This is a genomic window from Kitasatospora sp. NPDC005751 (genome assembly GCF_040630835.1).
Taxonomy (GTDB): Bacteria; Actinomycetota; Actinomycetes; order Streptomycetales; family Streptomycetaceae; genus Kitasatospora.
The window spans coordinates 39,533-55,352 of sequence record NZ_JBEXYC010000046.1 but is presented as its reverse complement, the minus strand read 5'-3'; the positions used below and the strand labels follow the sequence as shown (position 1 = coordinate 55,352).

Annotated in this window: 13 protein-coding genes, 1 pseudogene and 1 riboswitch; of the genes and pseudogenes, 3 read left to right on the top strand and 11 right to left on the bottom strand. The window is 72.9% G+C overall.

Annotated features, from left to right (window positions below; all coding sequences use genetic code 11):
- Window positions 1-117 precede the first annotated feature (117 nt).
- Complete coding sequence (locus ABZ497_RS28500) at window positions 118-2,676, top strand: FtsX-like permease family protein (protein ID WP_359809277.1); 2,559 nt, start codon at window positions 118-120, stop codon at window positions 2,674-2,676.
- A gap of 200 nt (window positions 2,677-2,876) precedes the next feature.
- Here ABZ497_RS28500 and ABZ497_RS28495 read toward each other — a convergent pair whose 3' ends face one another.
- From ABZ497_RS28495 to ABZ497_RS28465, 7 genes are all read right to left on the bottom strand, one after another.
- Window positions 2,877-4,250, bottom strand: a complete 1,374-nt coding sequence (locus ABZ497_RS28495; protein ID WP_329489347.1) for an FAD-dependent oxidoreductase — start codon at window positions 4,248-4,250, stop codon at window positions 2,877-2,879.
- 428 nt (window positions 4,251-4,678) lie between these two features.
- Window positions 4,679-5,620: a Ppx/GppA phosphatase family protein gene (locus ABZ497_RS28490; protein WP_329489346.1), complete on the bottom strand. Its 942-nt coding sequence runs from the start codon at window positions 5,618-5,620 to the stop codon at window positions 4,679-4,681.
- Window positions 5,617-6,264 (bottom strand): DUF501 domain-containing protein, encoded by a 648-nt coding sequence (locus tag ABZ497_RS28485; RefSeq protein ID WP_329489345.1) that lies wholly within the window; start codon window positions 6,262-6,264, stop codon window positions 5,617-5,619. Before ABZ497_RS28485 ends, ABZ497_RS28490 begins: the two co-directional genes overlap by 4 nt.
- On the bottom strand, window positions 6,254-6,739 hold the full coding sequence (locus ABZ497_RS28480; RefSeq protein WP_359809275.1) for a septum formation initiator family protein: 486 nt from the start codon (window positions 6,737-6,739) through the stop codon (window positions 6,254-6,256). Before ABZ497_RS28480 ends, ABZ497_RS28485 begins: the two co-directional genes overlap by 11 nt.
- Window positions 6,740-6,882: 143 nt before the next feature.
- Window positions 6,883-8,169 carry a phosphopyruvate hydratase gene (gene eno, locus ABZ497_RS28475; protein WP_329489343.1) on the bottom strand — a complete coding sequence of 429 codons (1,287 nt, stop codon included), beginning with the start codon at window positions 8,167-8,169 and terminating at the stop codon, window positions 6,883-6,885.
- Window positions 8,170-8,424: 255 nt separating this feature from the next.
- A complete protein-coding gene (locus tag ABZ497_RS28470; RefSeq protein ID WP_359809273.1) occupies window positions 8,425-9,351 on the bottom strand; it encodes a transglycosylase family protein in 927 nt (308 codons plus the stop codon).
- A gap of 4 nt (window positions 9,352-9,355) precedes the next feature.
- Window positions 9,356-9,528, bottom strand: a riboswitch (cyclic di-AMP (ydaO/yuaA leader).
- Between the two features lie 274 nt (window positions 9,529-9,802).
- Entirely contained in the window at window positions 9,803-11,077 is a 1,275-nt protein-coding gene (locus tag ABZ497_RS28465) for a cytochrome P450 (RefSeq protein ID WP_329489341.1), read from the bottom strand.
- A gap of 158 nt (window positions 11,078-11,235) precedes the next feature.
- On the opposite strand from ABZ497_RS28465, the gene ABZ497_RS28460 reads away from it, so the two are divergent.
- Window positions 11,236-11,670: an SDR family NAD(P)-dependent oxidoreductase gene (locus tag ABZ497_RS28460; RefSeq protein ID WP_359809271.1), complete on the top strand. Its 435-nt coding sequence runs from the start codon at window positions 11,236-11,238 to the stop codon at window positions 11,668-11,670.
- A 133-nt stretch (window positions 11,671-11,803) separates the two neighbouring features.
- On the opposite strand, the gene ABZ497_RS28455 is transcribed toward ABZ497_RS28460, so the two are convergent.
- The 3 genes from ABZ497_RS28455 to ABZ497_RS28445 form a co-directional block, all read right to left on the bottom strand.
- Window positions 11,804-12,823, bottom strand: coding sequence for a MazG family protein (locus tag ABZ497_RS28455; protein WP_329489339.1), 1,020 nt, complete (start codon window positions 12,821-12,823; stop codon window positions 11,804-11,806).
- 637 nt (window positions 12,824-13,460) lie between these two features.
- Complete coding sequence (locus ABZ497_RS28450; RefSeq protein WP_359809269.1) at window positions 13,461-14,054, bottom strand: hypothetical protein; 594 nt, start codon at window positions 14,052-14,054, stop codon at window positions 13,461-13,463.
- Window positions 14,055-14,496: 442 nt separating this feature from the next.
- Window positions 14,497-14,664, bottom strand: a complete 168-nt coding sequence (locus ABZ497_RS28445; RefSeq protein ID WP_329492413.1) for a hypothetical protein — start codon at window positions 14,662-14,664, stop codon at window positions 14,497-14,499.
- On the opposite strand from ABZ497_RS28445, the pseudogene ABZ497_RS28440 reads away from it, so the two are divergent.
- Window positions 14,600-15,001: pseudogene (locus ABZ497_RS28440) on the top strand (phosphatase PAP2 family protein); the annotation flags it as partial. The gene ABZ497_RS28445 and the pseudogene ABZ497_RS28440 sit on opposite strands and share 65 nt — an antisense overlap.
- Window positions 15,002-15,094: 93 nt before the next feature.
- Here ABZ497_RS28440 and ABZ497_RS28435 read toward each other — a convergent pair.
- Window positions 15,095-15,820 carry a response regulator transcription factor gene (locus ABZ497_RS28435; protein ID WP_359809267.1) on the bottom strand — a complete coding sequence of 242 codons (726 nt, stop codon included), beginning with the start codon at window positions 15,818-15,820 and terminating at the stop codon, window positions 15,095-15,097.

The window sequence follows — 15,820 nt, the reverse complement described above, 5'->3', positions numbered from 1 at the left end:
CGCCGGCCCCACCGCCGACACCGTCCTGGACCGCATGCGCCGCTTCGACGCCAAGGGCCGCACCAGCTGACCCCCCGCCGACAGCAGCCCGCCCCTCCGCAGAGTTCAGGACACCCCATGTACCGCACCGCACTGCGCAACGTGCTGGCCCACAAGGGCCGACTCCTGATGACGGCCCTCGCCGTCATGCTCGGCACCGCCTTCGTCGCCGGCACCATGGTCTTCTCCGACACCTTCGGCAAGGCCATGCAGGACAGCAACTCCAAGAGCTACTCCGACGTGTCGGTCCAGATCGTCGACCGGTCGGCCGGCTCCTCCGCCTCCGCCCGGGAGAAGAGCGAGACGAGCGCGGCCACCCTGACCGACGCCACCGTCCAGCAACTCGGCGCGCTCCCCGGGGCCGCCTCGGCCCGCGGCGTGGTCAGCGGCTTCACCGGCGTCGCCGACCGGAGCGGCGACCTGATCGGCCAGGCCTGGACCGCCAAGGGCGCCAACTTCGCGCCCGGCGCGGACGGCAAGGACGTCCGCTACCCGATGGCGGAGGGTCAGGGACCGAAGAAGGCCCAGGAGATCGCCCTCGACCGCAGGACCGCCGAGAAGGGCGGCTACAAGGTCGGCGACACCGTCCGGATCGCCTCCAACGGCCCGGTCGCCGAGGCGAAGCTCACCGGCGTCTTCACCACCGACGACCCGGTGGTGAACACCGGCGGCACGCTCACCCTGTTCGACCGCGCCACCGCCCAGCAGCTGCTGCTGGAGCCGGGCCGCTACAGCAGCGTCGTACTCGCCGCCAAGCCCGGCACCACGGAGGCCGCGCTGCTCGCCGAGGCCCAGCAGAAGCTCCCGGCCGGCCGGCAGTTCGACGCCGAGACCGGTCAGCAGCTCAAGGACGACGAGCAGAAGATGATCACGAGCAGCACCGACGGCATGCGGACCATGCTGCTCGCCTTCGCCGGGATCTCACTCTTCGTCGGCATCTTCATCATCGCCAACACCTTCACCATGCTGGTCGCCCAGCGCACCAAGGAGCTCGCCCTGCTGCGGGCGATCGGCGCCAGCCGCAAGCAGGTCACCCTGTCCGTGCTGATCGAGGCCCTGGTGATCGGCGCCCTCTCGGCCGCGGCCGGCCTGGTGGTCGGCATCGCGATCGGCGCCGGGCTGCAGTCCGCCGTCCACTCGCTGAACGACGGCCTGCCCACCGGCGCGCTGGTGGTCAAGCCGCTGACCGTGATGGTCACCCTGGTGGTCGGCGTCCTGGTCACCGTCCTCTCCGCGCTGCTGCCCGGGCTCCGCGCCTCGCGGATCGCCCCGGTGGCCGCGATGAGCAGCGGCGACCAGCCGACCAGTCAGAAGAGCCTGCTGGTCCGCAACATCATCGGATCGATCCTCACCGCGGGCGGTGGCGCGCTGGTCGCCTACGGCGCCTCCACCGGCAACGGCGACGGCCGCGCACCGGTCGCCCTCGGCGCCGGGCTCGCCCTGATCGGCGTCTTCATCCTGCTGCCGCTGCTCTCCCGGCCGGTGATCGCCCTGGTCGGCCCGGTGCTCGGCAAGCTGGCCGGTACGCCCGGCAAGCTCGCCCGGCAGAACGCGGTGCGCAACCCGCGCCGCACCGCCGCCACCGCCGCCGCCCTCACCATCGGTCTGACCCTGGTCACCGGCCTGACGGTGATCGGCGCCTCGGTCGGCGGAGCCCTCGACAAGGCCGTCACCAGCTCGATGAAGGCCGACTACCTGATCTCGACCGCGAACGACATGAGCCTGTCGCCGAAGGTCCCCGCCGAGGTCGCCAAGACCGCCGGAGTGACGGCCTCCTCGCCGCTCACCACCGTCTACTGGGACCTGAACGGCACGAACAAGTCGATCAGCGGCCTGGACGCGGACAGCTTCGACCAGCTCGTCTCCGTCAAGCTGACCAGCGGATCCACCGCGGGCTTCGCCCAGGGCCAGGCCCTGATCGACACGGACGTCGCCAAGAAGAACAACGTCACCACCGGCTCGACCCTGACCGTCACCTACCCGGACCAGTCCACGGGCCGGCTGACCGTCGGCGGTGTCTACGAGTCGGGCGGCATGCTCGGCCCGGTGGTGCTGGCCAACAGCGAGATCGTCAAGCACGAGCCCACGCCGTACATCAGCGACGTCCTGGTCAAGGGCGCCGACGGTGCCACCGACTCGCTCAAGAAGGCGCTCAAGGACGCCACCGGCGCCAACCCGGTGATCGAGGTCAAGTCCAAGCAGGACGTCCGCGACGACTTCAGCCAGATCATCACCATCGCGCTGAACATGATGTACGGCCTGCTGGCGATGTCCGTGCTGGTCGCGGTCCTCGGTGTGGTCAACACGCTGGCCATGTCGGTCTTCGAGCGCAAGCGCGAGATCGGGATGCTGCGGGCGATCGGCCTGGACCGCAGCGGCATCAAGCGGATGGTCCGCCTGGAGTCGGTGGTGATCTCGGTCTTCGGTGCCGGCATCGGCGTGCTGCTCGGCTGCTACACGGCCTGGGGGATCCTCGGCACCCTGAAGTCCAGCATGGCGGGCCTGACCACGGCGCTCCCCTACGGCCAGCTGCTGCTCTTCCTCGTGCTCGCCGGCCTGGTCGGCCTGGTGGCCGCGATCTGGCCGGCCCGCCGGGCGTCCAAGCTGGACATCCTGGAGAGCATCAAGACCGACTGACCCACCGGCGCCGGGCACCGCACCGGCGCCGGACACGGAAAGACCCCCACCGGAGGGTTCGGTGGGGGTCTTTCGCTACTTCTGTACTCCGCCCGGTCGCACGGCCGGCTGAGCACCACGGAGGTCGTGGTCCGGCGACGCTGCCGGGCGGAGGGCCTCCGACTCATTTCCCGGTGCTCCCACACCGGGATCTCAGTCGCTTACTTGCTGCTGGCGAGTTCCTTGTCGGCGGCCGGCTTGGCGGCCTCGACCGGCTTCGGCGCGGGCGCCGCGGCCTCCTGGAACGCCTCGAACGGCTTCTCCATCTGGGCCAGGCCGACGGCCTCGCGCTTCAGGAAGACCGCCAGCGTCCAGTCGGTGAAGACGCGGACCTTGCGGTTCATGGTCGGGACCATGGCGCCGTGGTACAGGCGGTGGAACCACCAGGCCGGACGGCCCTTCAGCTTGTACTTGCCGAAGAGGATCGCCACACCCTTGTGCAGGCCGAGACCGGCCACCGCACCGAGGTTCTTGTGCTTGTACTCGGCCTGCGGGAAGCCGCGCATGCCCGAGATCACGTTGTCGCCGAGGACGGCGGCCTGCCGGACGGCGTGCTGCGCGTTCGGCGGGCACCAGGCGCCCTCGCCCGCGGCGAGGTCCGGCACCTGGGCGTTGTCGCCGGCGGACCAGACGTAGTCGAAGCCCTTGACCTGCAGGGTCGGGGCGGTGTCCACGTGGCCGCGCGGGCCCAGCGGGAGGCCGAAGTTGGCCAGCACCGGGTTGGGCTTGACGCCCGCCGTCCACACGATGGTGGAGGCGTCCGCCTCGACGCCGTTCTTCAGCACGACGTGCTGGTCGACGCAGGAGTCCATCGAGGTCTCGATGTAGATCTCGATGTTGCGCTCTTCGAGCTTCTCCTTGGTCCACAGACCGAGGTCCGGGCCCATCTCCGGGAGGATGCGGTTGGCCGCCTCCACCAGGATGAAGCGCATGTCGTCACGGCTGACGGTCTTGTAGATCTTGGCGGCGTCGCGCGCCATGTCCTCGATCTCGGCGATCGTCTCGACACCGGCGAAGCCACCGCCGACGACGACGAAGGTCAGCGCCTTGCGGCGGATCGCCTCGTCCGTGGTGGACTCGGCCTTGTCCAGCTGCGCCATGACGTGGTTCCGGAGGCTGATGGCCTCCTCGACCGTCTTCATGCCGATGCCGTGCTCCGCCAGACCCGGGATCGGGAAGGTCCGGGAGACCGAGCCGGTCGCGACGACCAGGTACTCGAAGGGCAGCTCGTACGAGTCGCCGGCCGCCGGCTGGATGGTGGCGACCTTGCGGGCGTGGTCCACACCGGTGACAGCACCGGTGAGCACCTCCGCCTTCTTGAGGGCGCTGCGCAGCGGCGCGACGAGGTTGCGGGGCGCGACGTTGCCGCCGGCCGCCTCGGGGAGGAAGGGCAGGTACGTCATGTACGACCGCGGGTCGACGACCGTGACGGTCGCTTCGCCATAGCGCATCTTCTTGAGGATGCGCATCGCGGCATACAGGCCGACGTAACCACCGCCGACAATGAGGATGCGAGGACGCTCCGTGGTGCTCATATCCGAAAGTATCCAGCACCGTCCGGAGCAGCCTTCGTGAGGCCGGTCACAAGCTCCTGGACACCCTGTGCTACACTTCGCGGCCACTTTCTCGGCCCCGGGGAGCTGTCTCACAGCCCTCCCCGCCTCCCCGTGAGGCTATGGACCCGAACGGCCCTGCTGAGCAGCAACGATCCATGGCACGCCTGGGTTCCCGCGCGTGATTTCGATTTTCAAACCCGCACGGGGGCGTCACCTGCGATCCAGCGGGCGACACGACGGACAGGCCTTCGGTCCCACATTTCGGACGTAGCGGACCGGTCAGCGCGACGAATGGCTGGATCGCCATGTGAAGAAATTCACGAACTTTCTCGCAGGGCCCCGGGCGCGCCCCGGCCCCGGACCCCCCGAAGGGGTTCCGGGGCCGGGGCGGTAAGCCTCGCACCGGGCTAGGAGGCGATACTCCAGGCGATGCCGTCCAGGATGTCGTGCTCGCTCACGACCAGCTCGGCGGCGCCGGTCCGCTCCATGATCTCCAGCAGCTCCAGCGCGCCGGCCGCGATGACGTCCACCCGGCCCGGGTGCATCGACGGGATGGCCGCACGCTCGGCGTGGGTGGCGGCGAGCAGCTCGGAAGCGATCCGGGCCACGTCCTCGCGGGTGATCCGCGAGTGGTGGATCCGCTCGGAGTCGTACCCGGGCAGGTCCTGGACGATCGCCGACACCGTGGTGACCGTCCCGGCCAGACCGACCAGCGTCGCCGCACCGGTCAGCGGGACGACCTCCTCGGCCTTGTCCAGCTCGGCCCGGACGTGCGCCCGCGCCTCGGCGACCTGCTCCGCCGAGGGCAGCTCGGCGCCGCCGAAGTGCCGCTCGGTCAGCCGGACACAGCCGATGTCGACCGAGCGGGCGGCCCGGACGTCCTCGGCGCCGAGCACGAACTCGGTGGAGCCGCCGCCGAGGTCGAAGACCAGGTACGGCGCCGGGAACTGTCCGCCGGTGAGCTCCTTGGTGGCGCCGACGAAGGAGAGGTGCGCCTCCTCCTCGCCGCTCACCACCTCGGGCCCGACGCCCAGGATGTCGCGCACGCCCTTGGCGTACTCGTCACTGTTCTCGGCGTCCCGCGAGGCGCTGGTGGCCACGAAGCGGATCCGCTCCGGGGCCACCCCGAAGCCGGCGATCACCTCGGCGTACTCGCGGCAGGCCGCGAAGGTGCGGGCCAGCGCGTCCGGGTGCAGCCGGCCGGTCCGGTCCACTCCCTGACCCAGCCGGTTGATCACCATCCGGCGGTCGAGGTCGGTGATCGCCCCGGTCTCCGGATCGAGGTCGGCGACCAGCAGGCGGATCGAGTTGGTACCGCAGTCGATCGCGGCGACCCGGGTGACACTCATGCGTCGGGCTCCTCGGCATTCTCCTGCGCGGCCCGCTTGGCGGCGCGTTCGGCGGCCTTCTGCTGCTTGGCGGCGATCACGGCCTCGTGGTCCTGCTGCTTGGCGCGGTTCCTCGCGACCCGCTCGCCGGCGGCCTCGACCTCGTCGGGGGAGACGCAGGGGCCCTTGGCCCACCAGTCCTCCAGCATGCCGATCGCCTCGTCGCCGAGCGGGTTGACGCCCTCGCCGGCCGCCAGCGAGTGGCCGACCAGCACGTGCAGGCACTTCACCCGGTCCGGCATGCCGCCGGCGCTGGGGAAGCCCTCCAGCACCTCGATGGCGTCGCGGCGCGCGATGTAGTCCTCGTGCGCCTTCTGGTAGGCGGCGGCCAGCTCCGGGTCCTCGGCGAGCCGGGCGGTCTGCTCCTTCATCACGCCGTCCGCCTCCAGCGTGCCGATCAGCGAGGCGGCCTTGGGGCAGGTCAGGTAGTAGAGCGTCGGGAACGGCGTGCCGTCCGCGAGCCGGGGGGCCGTCTCCACGACGTCCGGGTTGCCGCAGGGGCAGCGGTGCGCCACCGAGCGCAGGCCGCGCGGGACCCGGCCGAGCTGTGCGGCGATGGCCGCGACGTCGGTGTCGGAGACAGAGGGGTGGTTCTCAGTGGTCATGGGGGGAGCTGGCTCCAGCAGGGGCAGGGGCGGGTGAAGAGGGCGGGGCGAGAGCGGCGGTGTCGGCGGCGTCCACCGAGTCCCAGACGCTCGCGTACCAGGGCTTGGCGGCCTTGGCCGCGCCGTCGGAGGGGGCGGGCGGGACGGCGGAGGTCTGGGTGGCGCCCCGGCCCGCCGGATCCACCGCGATGTACGGGGTCTCCCCCGGCATCGCGTAGTGCAGCCGGCTGCGGGCCTGCGCCTTGACGTACTCCGGGTCCTGCCAGCGGGTCTTCTCCCGGCGCAGCTGCTCGACCTGTTGCCGGGCATGCTCGGCCTTCGCCCGCTGGGCGGAGATCTCGGAACGCTGGGAGATGAACTGCCTGGTCGGGTAGGCCAGGATCGCGACCAGGGAGCAGAGCACCAGGACGAGGACGGTCGCCCGGCTCGTGAAGCGAGGCCGGGCGGCAAAGCCCGGGATCCTCCAGCCTGCCATCTCCCGTGTCCCCTCCTGATCGCGACGGTGCCCCGCCGTCCACCCTACGGGGTGAACGGCGGGGCACCGGTCAGGCTTGCGCTACTGGGCGCGATCGGCCCTCGTGACGGGCCCGGGCCGACGACTGCTCGGCCGCGCGGTCACTACTCGGCGGAGCGGAAGCGCGGGAACGCGCCGCGGCCGGCGTACTCGGCCGCGTCGTCGAGGATCTCCTCGATGCGCAGCAGCTGGTTGTACTTGGCGACGCGCTCGGAGCGGGCCGGGGCGCCGGTCTTGATCTGGCCGCAGTTGGTGGCGACGGCGAGGTCGGCGATGGTGACGTCCTCGGTCTCACCGGAGCGGTGCGACATCATGCAGCGGTAGCCGTTGCGCTGGGCCAGCTCGACGGCGTCCAGGGTCTCGGTCAGCGAGCCGATCTGGTTCACCTTGACCAGCAGCGCGTTGGCGGTGCCGGTCTCGATGCCCTTGGCCAGGCGGGCCGGGTTGGTGACGAACAGGTCGTCGCCGACCAGCTGGACCTTGTCGCCCAGCTTGACGGTCATGGCCTTCCAGCCGTCCCAGTCCGACTCGTCCAGCGGGTCCTCGATGGAGACCAGCGGGTACGCGGCGACGAGCTCGGCGTAGTACTCGATGAGCTCGGCGGCGGAGAGCGCCTTGCCCTCGAACTGGTAGGCACCGTCCTGGTAGAACTCGGAGGCGGCGACGTCCAGGGCGAGCGCGATGTCCCGGCCGGGCACGTAACCGGCCTTCTGGATGGCCTCGGTGATGAGGTCCAGGGCCTCGCGGTTGCTGTCCAGGTTCGGCGCGAAGCCGCCCTCGTCGCCGAGGCCGGTGGACAGGCCGCGCTCCTTCAGCACGCCCTTGAGGGTGTGGTAGACCTCGACGCCCCAGCGGACGGCCTCGGAGAAGGACTCCGCGCCGATCGGAGCGATCATGAACTCCTGGATGTCGACGTTGGAGTCCGCGTGCGAGCCACCGTTGAGGATGTTCATCATCGGGACGGGCAGGACGTGGGCGTTCGGGCCGCCCAGGTAGCGGAACAGCGGCAGGTCGCTGGCCTCGGAGGCGGCGTGCGCCACGGCGAGCGAGACGCCCAGGATCGCGTTGGCGCCGAGCGAGGACTTGTCCGGCGTGGCGTCCAGGTCGAGCATGGCCTGGTCGATCAGGCGCTGCTCGGTGGCGTCGTAGCCGACCAGCTCGGGGCCGATCTGCTCGATGACGGCCAGGACGGCCTTCTCCACGCCCTTGCCGAAGTAGCGGTTCTTGTCACCGTCGCGAAGCTCCAGCGCCTCGAAGGCACCGGTGGAGGCACCCGACGGGACAGCGGCACGGCCGGTGCTGCCGTCGTCGAGGCCGACCTCGACCTCGACCGTGGGGTTGCCACGCGAGTCGAGAATCTCACGGGCTACGACGACATCGATGGACGGCACGAGGCATCTCCTAGCGGAAGCAGGTTCGGCTGACGATGGGTGCTGTCGGCCGGATGGTTGCGGAGTCGTTACGACCAGAGCCTAACCGCACGGGCTCCCGGGACCACGTCGACCTCGGTCCCGTCTCAGCGTGTGGCCGGGCTACCCACCGGTAGTTCACCTGGTTGTCCCACGAAATGCGGCCGGATGCGGACGAAGGGGGCCGAGCCGGCCCCCTTCGTGGCGTCACCGCACGGGGAGTCACCACACGGGCGGTCAGCCGAGGTCGAGCTGCTGGCCCGGGAGGATCAGGTTGGGGTCGGTGCCGACGGTGCCGCGGTTGCCGTCGTACAGCGTCTGCCAGCCGCCCTCGACGCCCTGGGCGGCGGCGATCGTCGACAGGGTGTCACCGGACTGGACGGTGTAGCCGTGCCCGGTGCGCTGCTGGGCGGCGGGAGCGGCCGCGGCCGGGGCGCCGTGGGCGGCGGCGGGGCGGCTGTCCTGGCCCGCGTACCCGCTCGTCTGCTGGGCGGCCTGCTGACCGGCGTACTGCTGGTAGACGCTCTGGTGGCTGGTCCAGTACCAGGCGCCGTCGCTCTGGTACCAGAAGACCTTCGCGTCGGCGTCCCAGCCGGGCTGGCCGGCGAAGCCCGGAGCCCGGTCGTCCTGCTGGGCGGGCTGCTGGGCGGCGGGCTTCGGGGCCGGCTGCTGGGCCGGCTTCTGGGCGGGCTTCTGCGCCGGCTTCTGCGCGGGCTTCGACTGGGCCGGCTTGGCGGCGGCCGTCGGCTCGGCGTCCGAGGAGGTGTCGACCGAGGCCGCGGCCCCACCCTTGGCCAGGCCCGCCTTCTGGGAGCAGACCGGCCAGGCGCCCGGCCCCTGCGAGGCGAGGACCTTCTCGGCGACCGAGATCTGCTGCGCCCGGCTGGCCTGGTGGGCCTGCGGCGCGTACGAGGTGCCGCCGAACGCCTTCCAGGTGCTGGAGGTGAACTGGAGGCCGCCGTAGAAGCCGTTGCCGGTGTTGATGCCCCAGTTGCCGCCGCTCTCGCACTGGGCGACCGCGTCCCAGGTCGAGGCCGGGGCGGCCGAGGCGCCGGTGGCGGTGAGGAGCGGCAGGGCGAGTCCGACACCGGCCACGCCGGCAACGGCGATGGCCTTCTCGGTCTGGGTGCGACGACGGTGACGGCCGGTTCCGACGAAGAGCATGGGGAAGTCCTCTCCGCACGCCTGCGAGGTGAGCTGTCGGGTTCGGACCGGGAGGTGGCCCGGCCGCACGACGCGGACGCCTTCTGCCCGCGCGGGCGGCTTCACCCCAAGCCGTGGGGGACGGCAACAAACCTGGTTCCCCCGCCCCTGCCCAAGGGTTCTGGTCGGTTTCCCGTAACGCGGCGGGCAGGATTCGGCGTTCCGCGCACGAGGTCCGCAGCTGCGAACTCCAGGGAGGGTAGACAGATCCTCACATCAATAACAAGCTCATATCGCAGGTATCACACATAAATTACGGCGCGTGGCCGATCGCCTACCAACGACAGGGCTATGTCCGGTTTGATGCTGATTCATACCCGCTGCCAGGGCGTGTCGGCGACATCCCGTCAGCGTGTCGGGGTCTCGGCGCGACGAGATCGAGACACCGCCGGGGGGCGCCGGACGGATTTGCTCAGAGCCCGTCCACCGGTGCTGCGGAGGGCTTCTCTGGGGTGAATTCCACCGGGAGATCGCGCAGTCCACGCATGATCAGGCCACCGCGCCAGCGGAGCTCCTCCGGGCTAGCGGCGAGTCGCAGATCGGGCAACCGGGTGAGCAGGGTGGTGAGCGCCGCGCGCCCCTCCAACCGGGCCAGCGGAGCACCGATGCAGTAGTGGATGCCGTGCCCGAAGCCGAGGTGCGGGTTGTCCGTCCGGGCCAGGTCGAGGGTGTTCTCGTCGGCGAACCGTGCCGGGTCCCGGTCCGCCGCCGCGAGCACCACCAGCACCGGATCGCCGACCGGGATGTCCACGCCGCCGATGGTCAGCGGGCTGGTCGCGAACCGCCAGGTGGCGAGCTCCACCGGCCCGTCGTAGCGCAGGAGTTCCTCGATACCGGTCTCCAGCAGCGCGGTCTCGCCGCGGGCGATCGAGTCCTGGAGCAGCGCCCGCTGCCCGGGGTTGCGCAGCAGGGCGTAGGTGCCGTTGCCGATCAGGTTTACGGTCGTCTCGAACCCGGCGAAGAGGAGGATGAAGGCCATCGCCGCGGCCTCGTTCTCGGTCAGGTGCTCACCGTGGTCGCTGGCCCGGATCAGCCCCGAGATGAGGTCGTCGCCGGGATCGGCCCGCTTGCGGTGGATCAGCTCCGCCAGGTAGGCGCGCATCCGCTTGACGGCGCGTCCCACCCCGCCGCGCTGCCCGCTGCCATGGCGGATCATCATGCCCGCCCAGTCCCGGAAGTCGTCCTGGTCCTCGGCCGGCACGCCGAGCAGGTCGCAGATCGCGTAGATCGGCAGCGGGAAGGCGAACTCGTGGATCAGGTCCGCCGAGCCGCGCTCCGCGAAGCCGTCGATCAGCCGGTCGGTGAGCTGCTGCACCCGGGGCTCGAACTCCGCCACCCGGCGCGGCGTGAACGCCTTCGAGACCAGCCGGCGCAGCCGGGTGTGGTCCGGCGGGTCGATGTTCAGCAGGTGGGTCATCAGATTGGCCTGGCGCTCGCCGGGGATGCCGACCCGGCCGCTGCGGTGGGCGTGCCCGCTGTGGTGGGCCGGGTCCTTCGAGAGCCGGCTGTCGGCGAGCGCCTGCCGGGCGTCCGCGTACCTGGTCACCAGCCAGGCCTCGACCCCGCTCGGCAGGGTGGTGCGGTGCACCGGTTCGTGCTCCCGCAGCCACGCGTACGCCGGGTACGGGTCGGCGGCGAACTCCCAGGTGAAGAGCGGCGGGCGGGCTGAATCGGGCTGAACTGGCATGTGTCGACCGTATCCGGTGGGGAACCCCGGCGTGGCAGGCGTGAGCCTGGTCACCTGAGGGGTAATCCCTGTTGCGGAGGGTCAGGACCTGCCTACGATCCTCCGCAAGCAAAATGCGTGGGCGCCGGTGCGGAGCCGCCCACAGGGAGGAGCGCACCATGCGGGTCACCGGGGCAGTCGTGGTCATCGCCGTACTCGCCGGCGGGTCGGGAGCCGGCCTCGCCCGCCGGTTCACCGCCGCGGGCGCCTCCGGCGTCCTCATCGCCGACCAGCAGGTCGGCATCGCCGAGGACCTCGCCACCGAACTCGACCGGCCGGGCTGCCCGGTCGTCGGCGTCTGCGGCGACATCCGCCGCCCGAGCGACATCGCCGCCCTGGTCGACACCACCGAGAAGCACCTCGGCCCGATCGACCTGTTCTGCGTCGCCGGGCCGGGCGGCGAGCGCGTCCTCTCCCTCGCCGAGCTGCCGGACCACCTCGACCTGGAGCGGCTGGCCGAACTGCTCGCCCTGGTCGGCGAGGCGATCGCCGAGGTCGTCGACGAGGTGGTCCCGGTGCAGCGCCGGGCGGTGGAGGACGTGGCGGCGGTCTGACGGGGGGCGCGGCGGGTCGCGGCGCGGGCGGCGTGCCCGGGCGGCGGTCGCGGTGCGGGCGTGCCCGGGCGCGGGTCTCGGCCCGGGCGTGCCCGGGCGCGGGTCTCGGGCGTGCTCCGGAGGCCGCTCGGGGCTACTCGGGCTTGAGCCCCTCGGCGGCGCGCACGGCGTCCCGGTAGCCGCGCGCGGCCGCCCGGAGCGCGGCGTCCACGTCCACCCCCGCGTCGAACGCCCGCTGCGCCACCGCGAGCAGCAGCCGGCCCGCCGACTCCGCCGTGAGCTCCGCGGGCAGCTCGTAGGCCGCGTCCGGCACACCGGTGAAGCCCGCCCGGCGCACCCGGGACACCAGCTTCGCCGCGTACGCCAGCGCGGGAAGACCGGCCGGCACGCCGTCCAGCACCGACTCGCGCTCCGACTTCTCGGCGGCCTTCAGCGCCTCCCAGTTCGCCTCCACCTCGGCGGCGCCCTCGGCCTCGACGTCCCCGAACACGTGCGGGTGGCGGTACATCAGCTTCTCGACGATGTCACCCGCCACGTCGTCGATGGAGAACGCGTCGGTGGGGTGCTCCTCGGCGATCCGGGAGTGGAAGAAGACCTGGAGCAGGACGTCGCCCAGCTCCTCGCGGAGCGTGTCGCGGTCCCCCTCCTCGATCGCCTCGACCAGTTCGAAGGACTCCTCCACCAGGTACTTCACCAGGCTGGCGTGGGTCTGCTCGGCGTCCCAGGGGCAGCCGCCGGGCGAGCGAAGGCGGTCCATCACCGAGACCAGGTCCAGCAGCCGCGCGCCCGGCAGGTCGTACGAACCGGGCAGCACCTCGATCTCGGGCACCTCGCCCGCGTGCTCGACCGCGAGGCGCGCCAGCGCGTCGGTGAGCCCGGGGTCGCCGTCCGGGCTGCCCAGCCAGACCGTCGGCCCCGAGGCGGCCGGCTGTCCGGTCAGCAGCCGGGCGAGCGCGGGCGCCGAACCGGGCGCCACCACCTCCACCTCGACCCCCGCCTGCCGCACCGCCGGCAGCTGCGGGTGCGCGGCGTCCCCGGCGAGCACCCGCCCGGCCGACCGCAGCGCCTCCCAGGCGGGCCAGGCCAGCAGGCCGGGAGCCACCCGGTGGGTGGTGGTGAGCAGGATCAGCTTCGCGCCCGGAAGATTCGTCACACCCCGAACCTACCCGGCCCCGGTGAGCCCCCGCCTCCACGTTTCGCCCGGCCAGGGGGACGGCGGGGCCGGGTGCCGGTCAGGCCGCGTACCGGGTATCGCCCGGCCAGGGGGCGGGTGCCGGTCAGGGTCCGGCACCGCACTCCGCCCGACCCGACGGGCGACAGGCACCAGCGCCCGAGGCGGCGGGACCACGGCACCGGACCGGCCCCACCGCCGCACTCCGCCCGCCCCCGAGGGCGAGGCTGGCCCGGGTGTCGGCCGCGCCCCACCGCCCTCCGCCCGACCCGGAAGACGACCTCGGGGTACGTGCCGGCCCGCCGCCCCGCACCGCCTGATGCACCCGACACAGAGGGGCAGCGGCAGGCCCCGGTGCCGGTCCGGCTCCGCCCCCTCGGTCGAAGGACGGCGGCAGGCCCATGGGTCCCCACCCCTCCCGTTCGGCCGCAGCGGCGCGGGCCGGTCGCGCGGCACGGAGTGAGAAGTCGACCGGTCCGACTTCCCGTGCCGTCGAACCTGAGGGCCAGCCGGCATGGGCCCCCGCCCGCCCCGTGCGGCCGCAGGGGCGCGTACCGGTCGCGGCGCGCGGAGTGGGAAGTCGGCCGGTCCGACTTCCTGTGCTCGTCGGGCCTGAGGGTCAGCCGGCCAGCCAGGGCGGGGTGTCGGGGAGGAGGGCGACCCGGTCGGCGTTCCAGGTGCCGTAGCGGGGGTTGACGCGCAGGTGGAGGGCGGCTTCGGCCAGGGCGAGGCGGACGGTGTGGTCGCCCGCCGGGGTGGCGGCGTCCTGGCCCGTGGCGGCGGCGAGGCGGCGGATGCTCAGCTCGCGACGGAAGTAGTCGTCGACCCCGGGACCGGCGACACCCCGGGCGGCCAGGACGCGGGCGAGCGGGCCGGCACCGCCGTACCGGTCCTGCGCCGCCGTCCGCGCCGCCGCCACCTCCGCACCGCCCACCGCGAGCCCGCGGTCGGCCAATGCGCGGGCGACGACCGCGTCGAGCACCAGGTCCGCGACGGCCCGTCGTACCAGTCCGTCCGGCGGCCGGCGGGCGTCCGCGGAGGCGCCGCCGGCCACCTCGCGCAGCTCCGCGACCCGGGCCTCGACGGCCGCCACCGGGATCCGCCGGCCGTCCAGCACGGCCGCCGTGCCCGGCGTCAGCCCGTCGGCCCCGCAGGCGGCCAGCGTCGGGACGGCGAGCAGGGCGCCGACGACGACGGCGGTCCGACGGTGCATGGCTGGTCTCCGGGGTGGGGGCGGCAGGCGTTCGGAGGCGCCTTCCCGCGAGCGGCCGGACGGTGTCCCGAGGGTAGGGCGGCCCGGCCCCCTCGGCGCGGACCGTGCCCCGAACGGCTCACCCCGCGTGCGGCGTCAACCCCGACGATCGTCCAGGTCTCCCTCTGCCTTTCGACCCGGGCCCCGGTCCCCCGGCCACCCCTACCGTCCTGACCATGACGAACAGGGCCAGGAAGAGAGCGGTCAGGACGAGGACGGTCGAGGCGGACGCGGTCGGGGCCGGAAGGGTCGGGGCGAGCAGGGCGACCGGCACCCGGGTGGCGGTAGCGGTGGCGGTGCTCGGCGCGGGCACCGCCGTGGTCGGGTGGCTGGCACCGACAGGCGGTGGGCGGGCCGGGCACGGCGGGCCGGTACGGGTGACCGGCGGCGCGTCCGCCGACGGCTACCGGCGGGTGGCCGATGTCGTCGTCGACGCGCCGCACCGGCTCGCCTCGCTGCTGGAGCCCGCCAGCGAGGCGGGGTTGCTGGTGCTCGGGCTGCTGCTGGTGCTCTGCTGGTGGACGGCCCGGGGCCGACGCGCCGCCGACGCGGTCGCGGGGGTCGCGCTCACCGGCCTCGGTACCGTCCTCGCCTACGGGGCGAGCGAGGTGCTGAAGGTCGGTGTCGACGAGGAGCGGCCCTGCCGCGCCCTGCCCGACGCGCTGCCCGACGCCCTGTCGGCACACCCCGTCGTCGCGCACTGCCCGCCGCCGGGCGACTGGTCCTTCCCCAGCAACCACGCGACCCTGGCCGCCGCCCTGGCGACCGGTCTGGTCCTGCTGCGGCCGCGCTGGGCCCTGTTGGTCGTCCCGGTCGGGGTCGCGACGGCCGCGCTGCGGGTGGCCGCCGGGGTGCACTATCCGCACGACGTGGTCGCCGGGGCCGTTCTCGGCGGGGCGATCACGGCGGCGGTGGTCGTCGCGCTCCTGCCGCTCGCCACGGCGGCGGTGGCATCGCCGGTCGGGATACGGGTGCTGGGCCCGCTGGCGGCGGCGCGGCCGTCAGGCGCGCGGACCGCCCGCGCACGTTCCGCCGGTGGTCAGGCCGGCCTCGTGGGCGAGGACGGCGGCGGCCGCCCGGTTGGCCACTCCGAGCCGCGCCAGGACGGAGCTCACATGGGCTTTCACGGTGCCCTCCACCACCCCGATCCGGCGGGCGATCTGCCCGTTGGACAGTCCGGCGGCGATCAGCGTCAGCACCTCCCGCTCCCGGGTGGTCAGCGCGGCCACCTGTTCAAGCGCGGCGGAACGGCGGTCGGCCGGCCCGCCGGCTCCGGTGGCGGCGAGGTGGGCGACCACGCGCGCGGCCACCTTGGGTGAGAGGTAGGCGGCGCCGTCCGCCACCGCCCGCACCCCGGCGATCAGTTCCTCCGGCTCACCCGACTTGATCAGGAACCCGTTGGCGCCACCGCCGAGGGCCCGCAGGATGAAGTCGTCCTCGCCGAAGGTCGTCAGCATGACGATCCCGGTGGTCGAGCCGGAGCGGCGGATCTCGGCGGCGGCGGTGATGCCGTCCGTGCCGGGCATCCGGATGTCCAGCACCACGACATCGGGGCGGTGGCGGCGGACCAGCTCGACGGCCTCCCGGCCGTCCCCGGTCTCGGCGACGATCTCGATCCCCGGATCGGTGGTGAGCACGGCGCGGACGCCGGCCCGGACCATCGGCTCGTCGTCGGCGATCACCACCCGGATCGGTGTACCGGCGGCGGCCCGCTCGCCGCCGCTCAT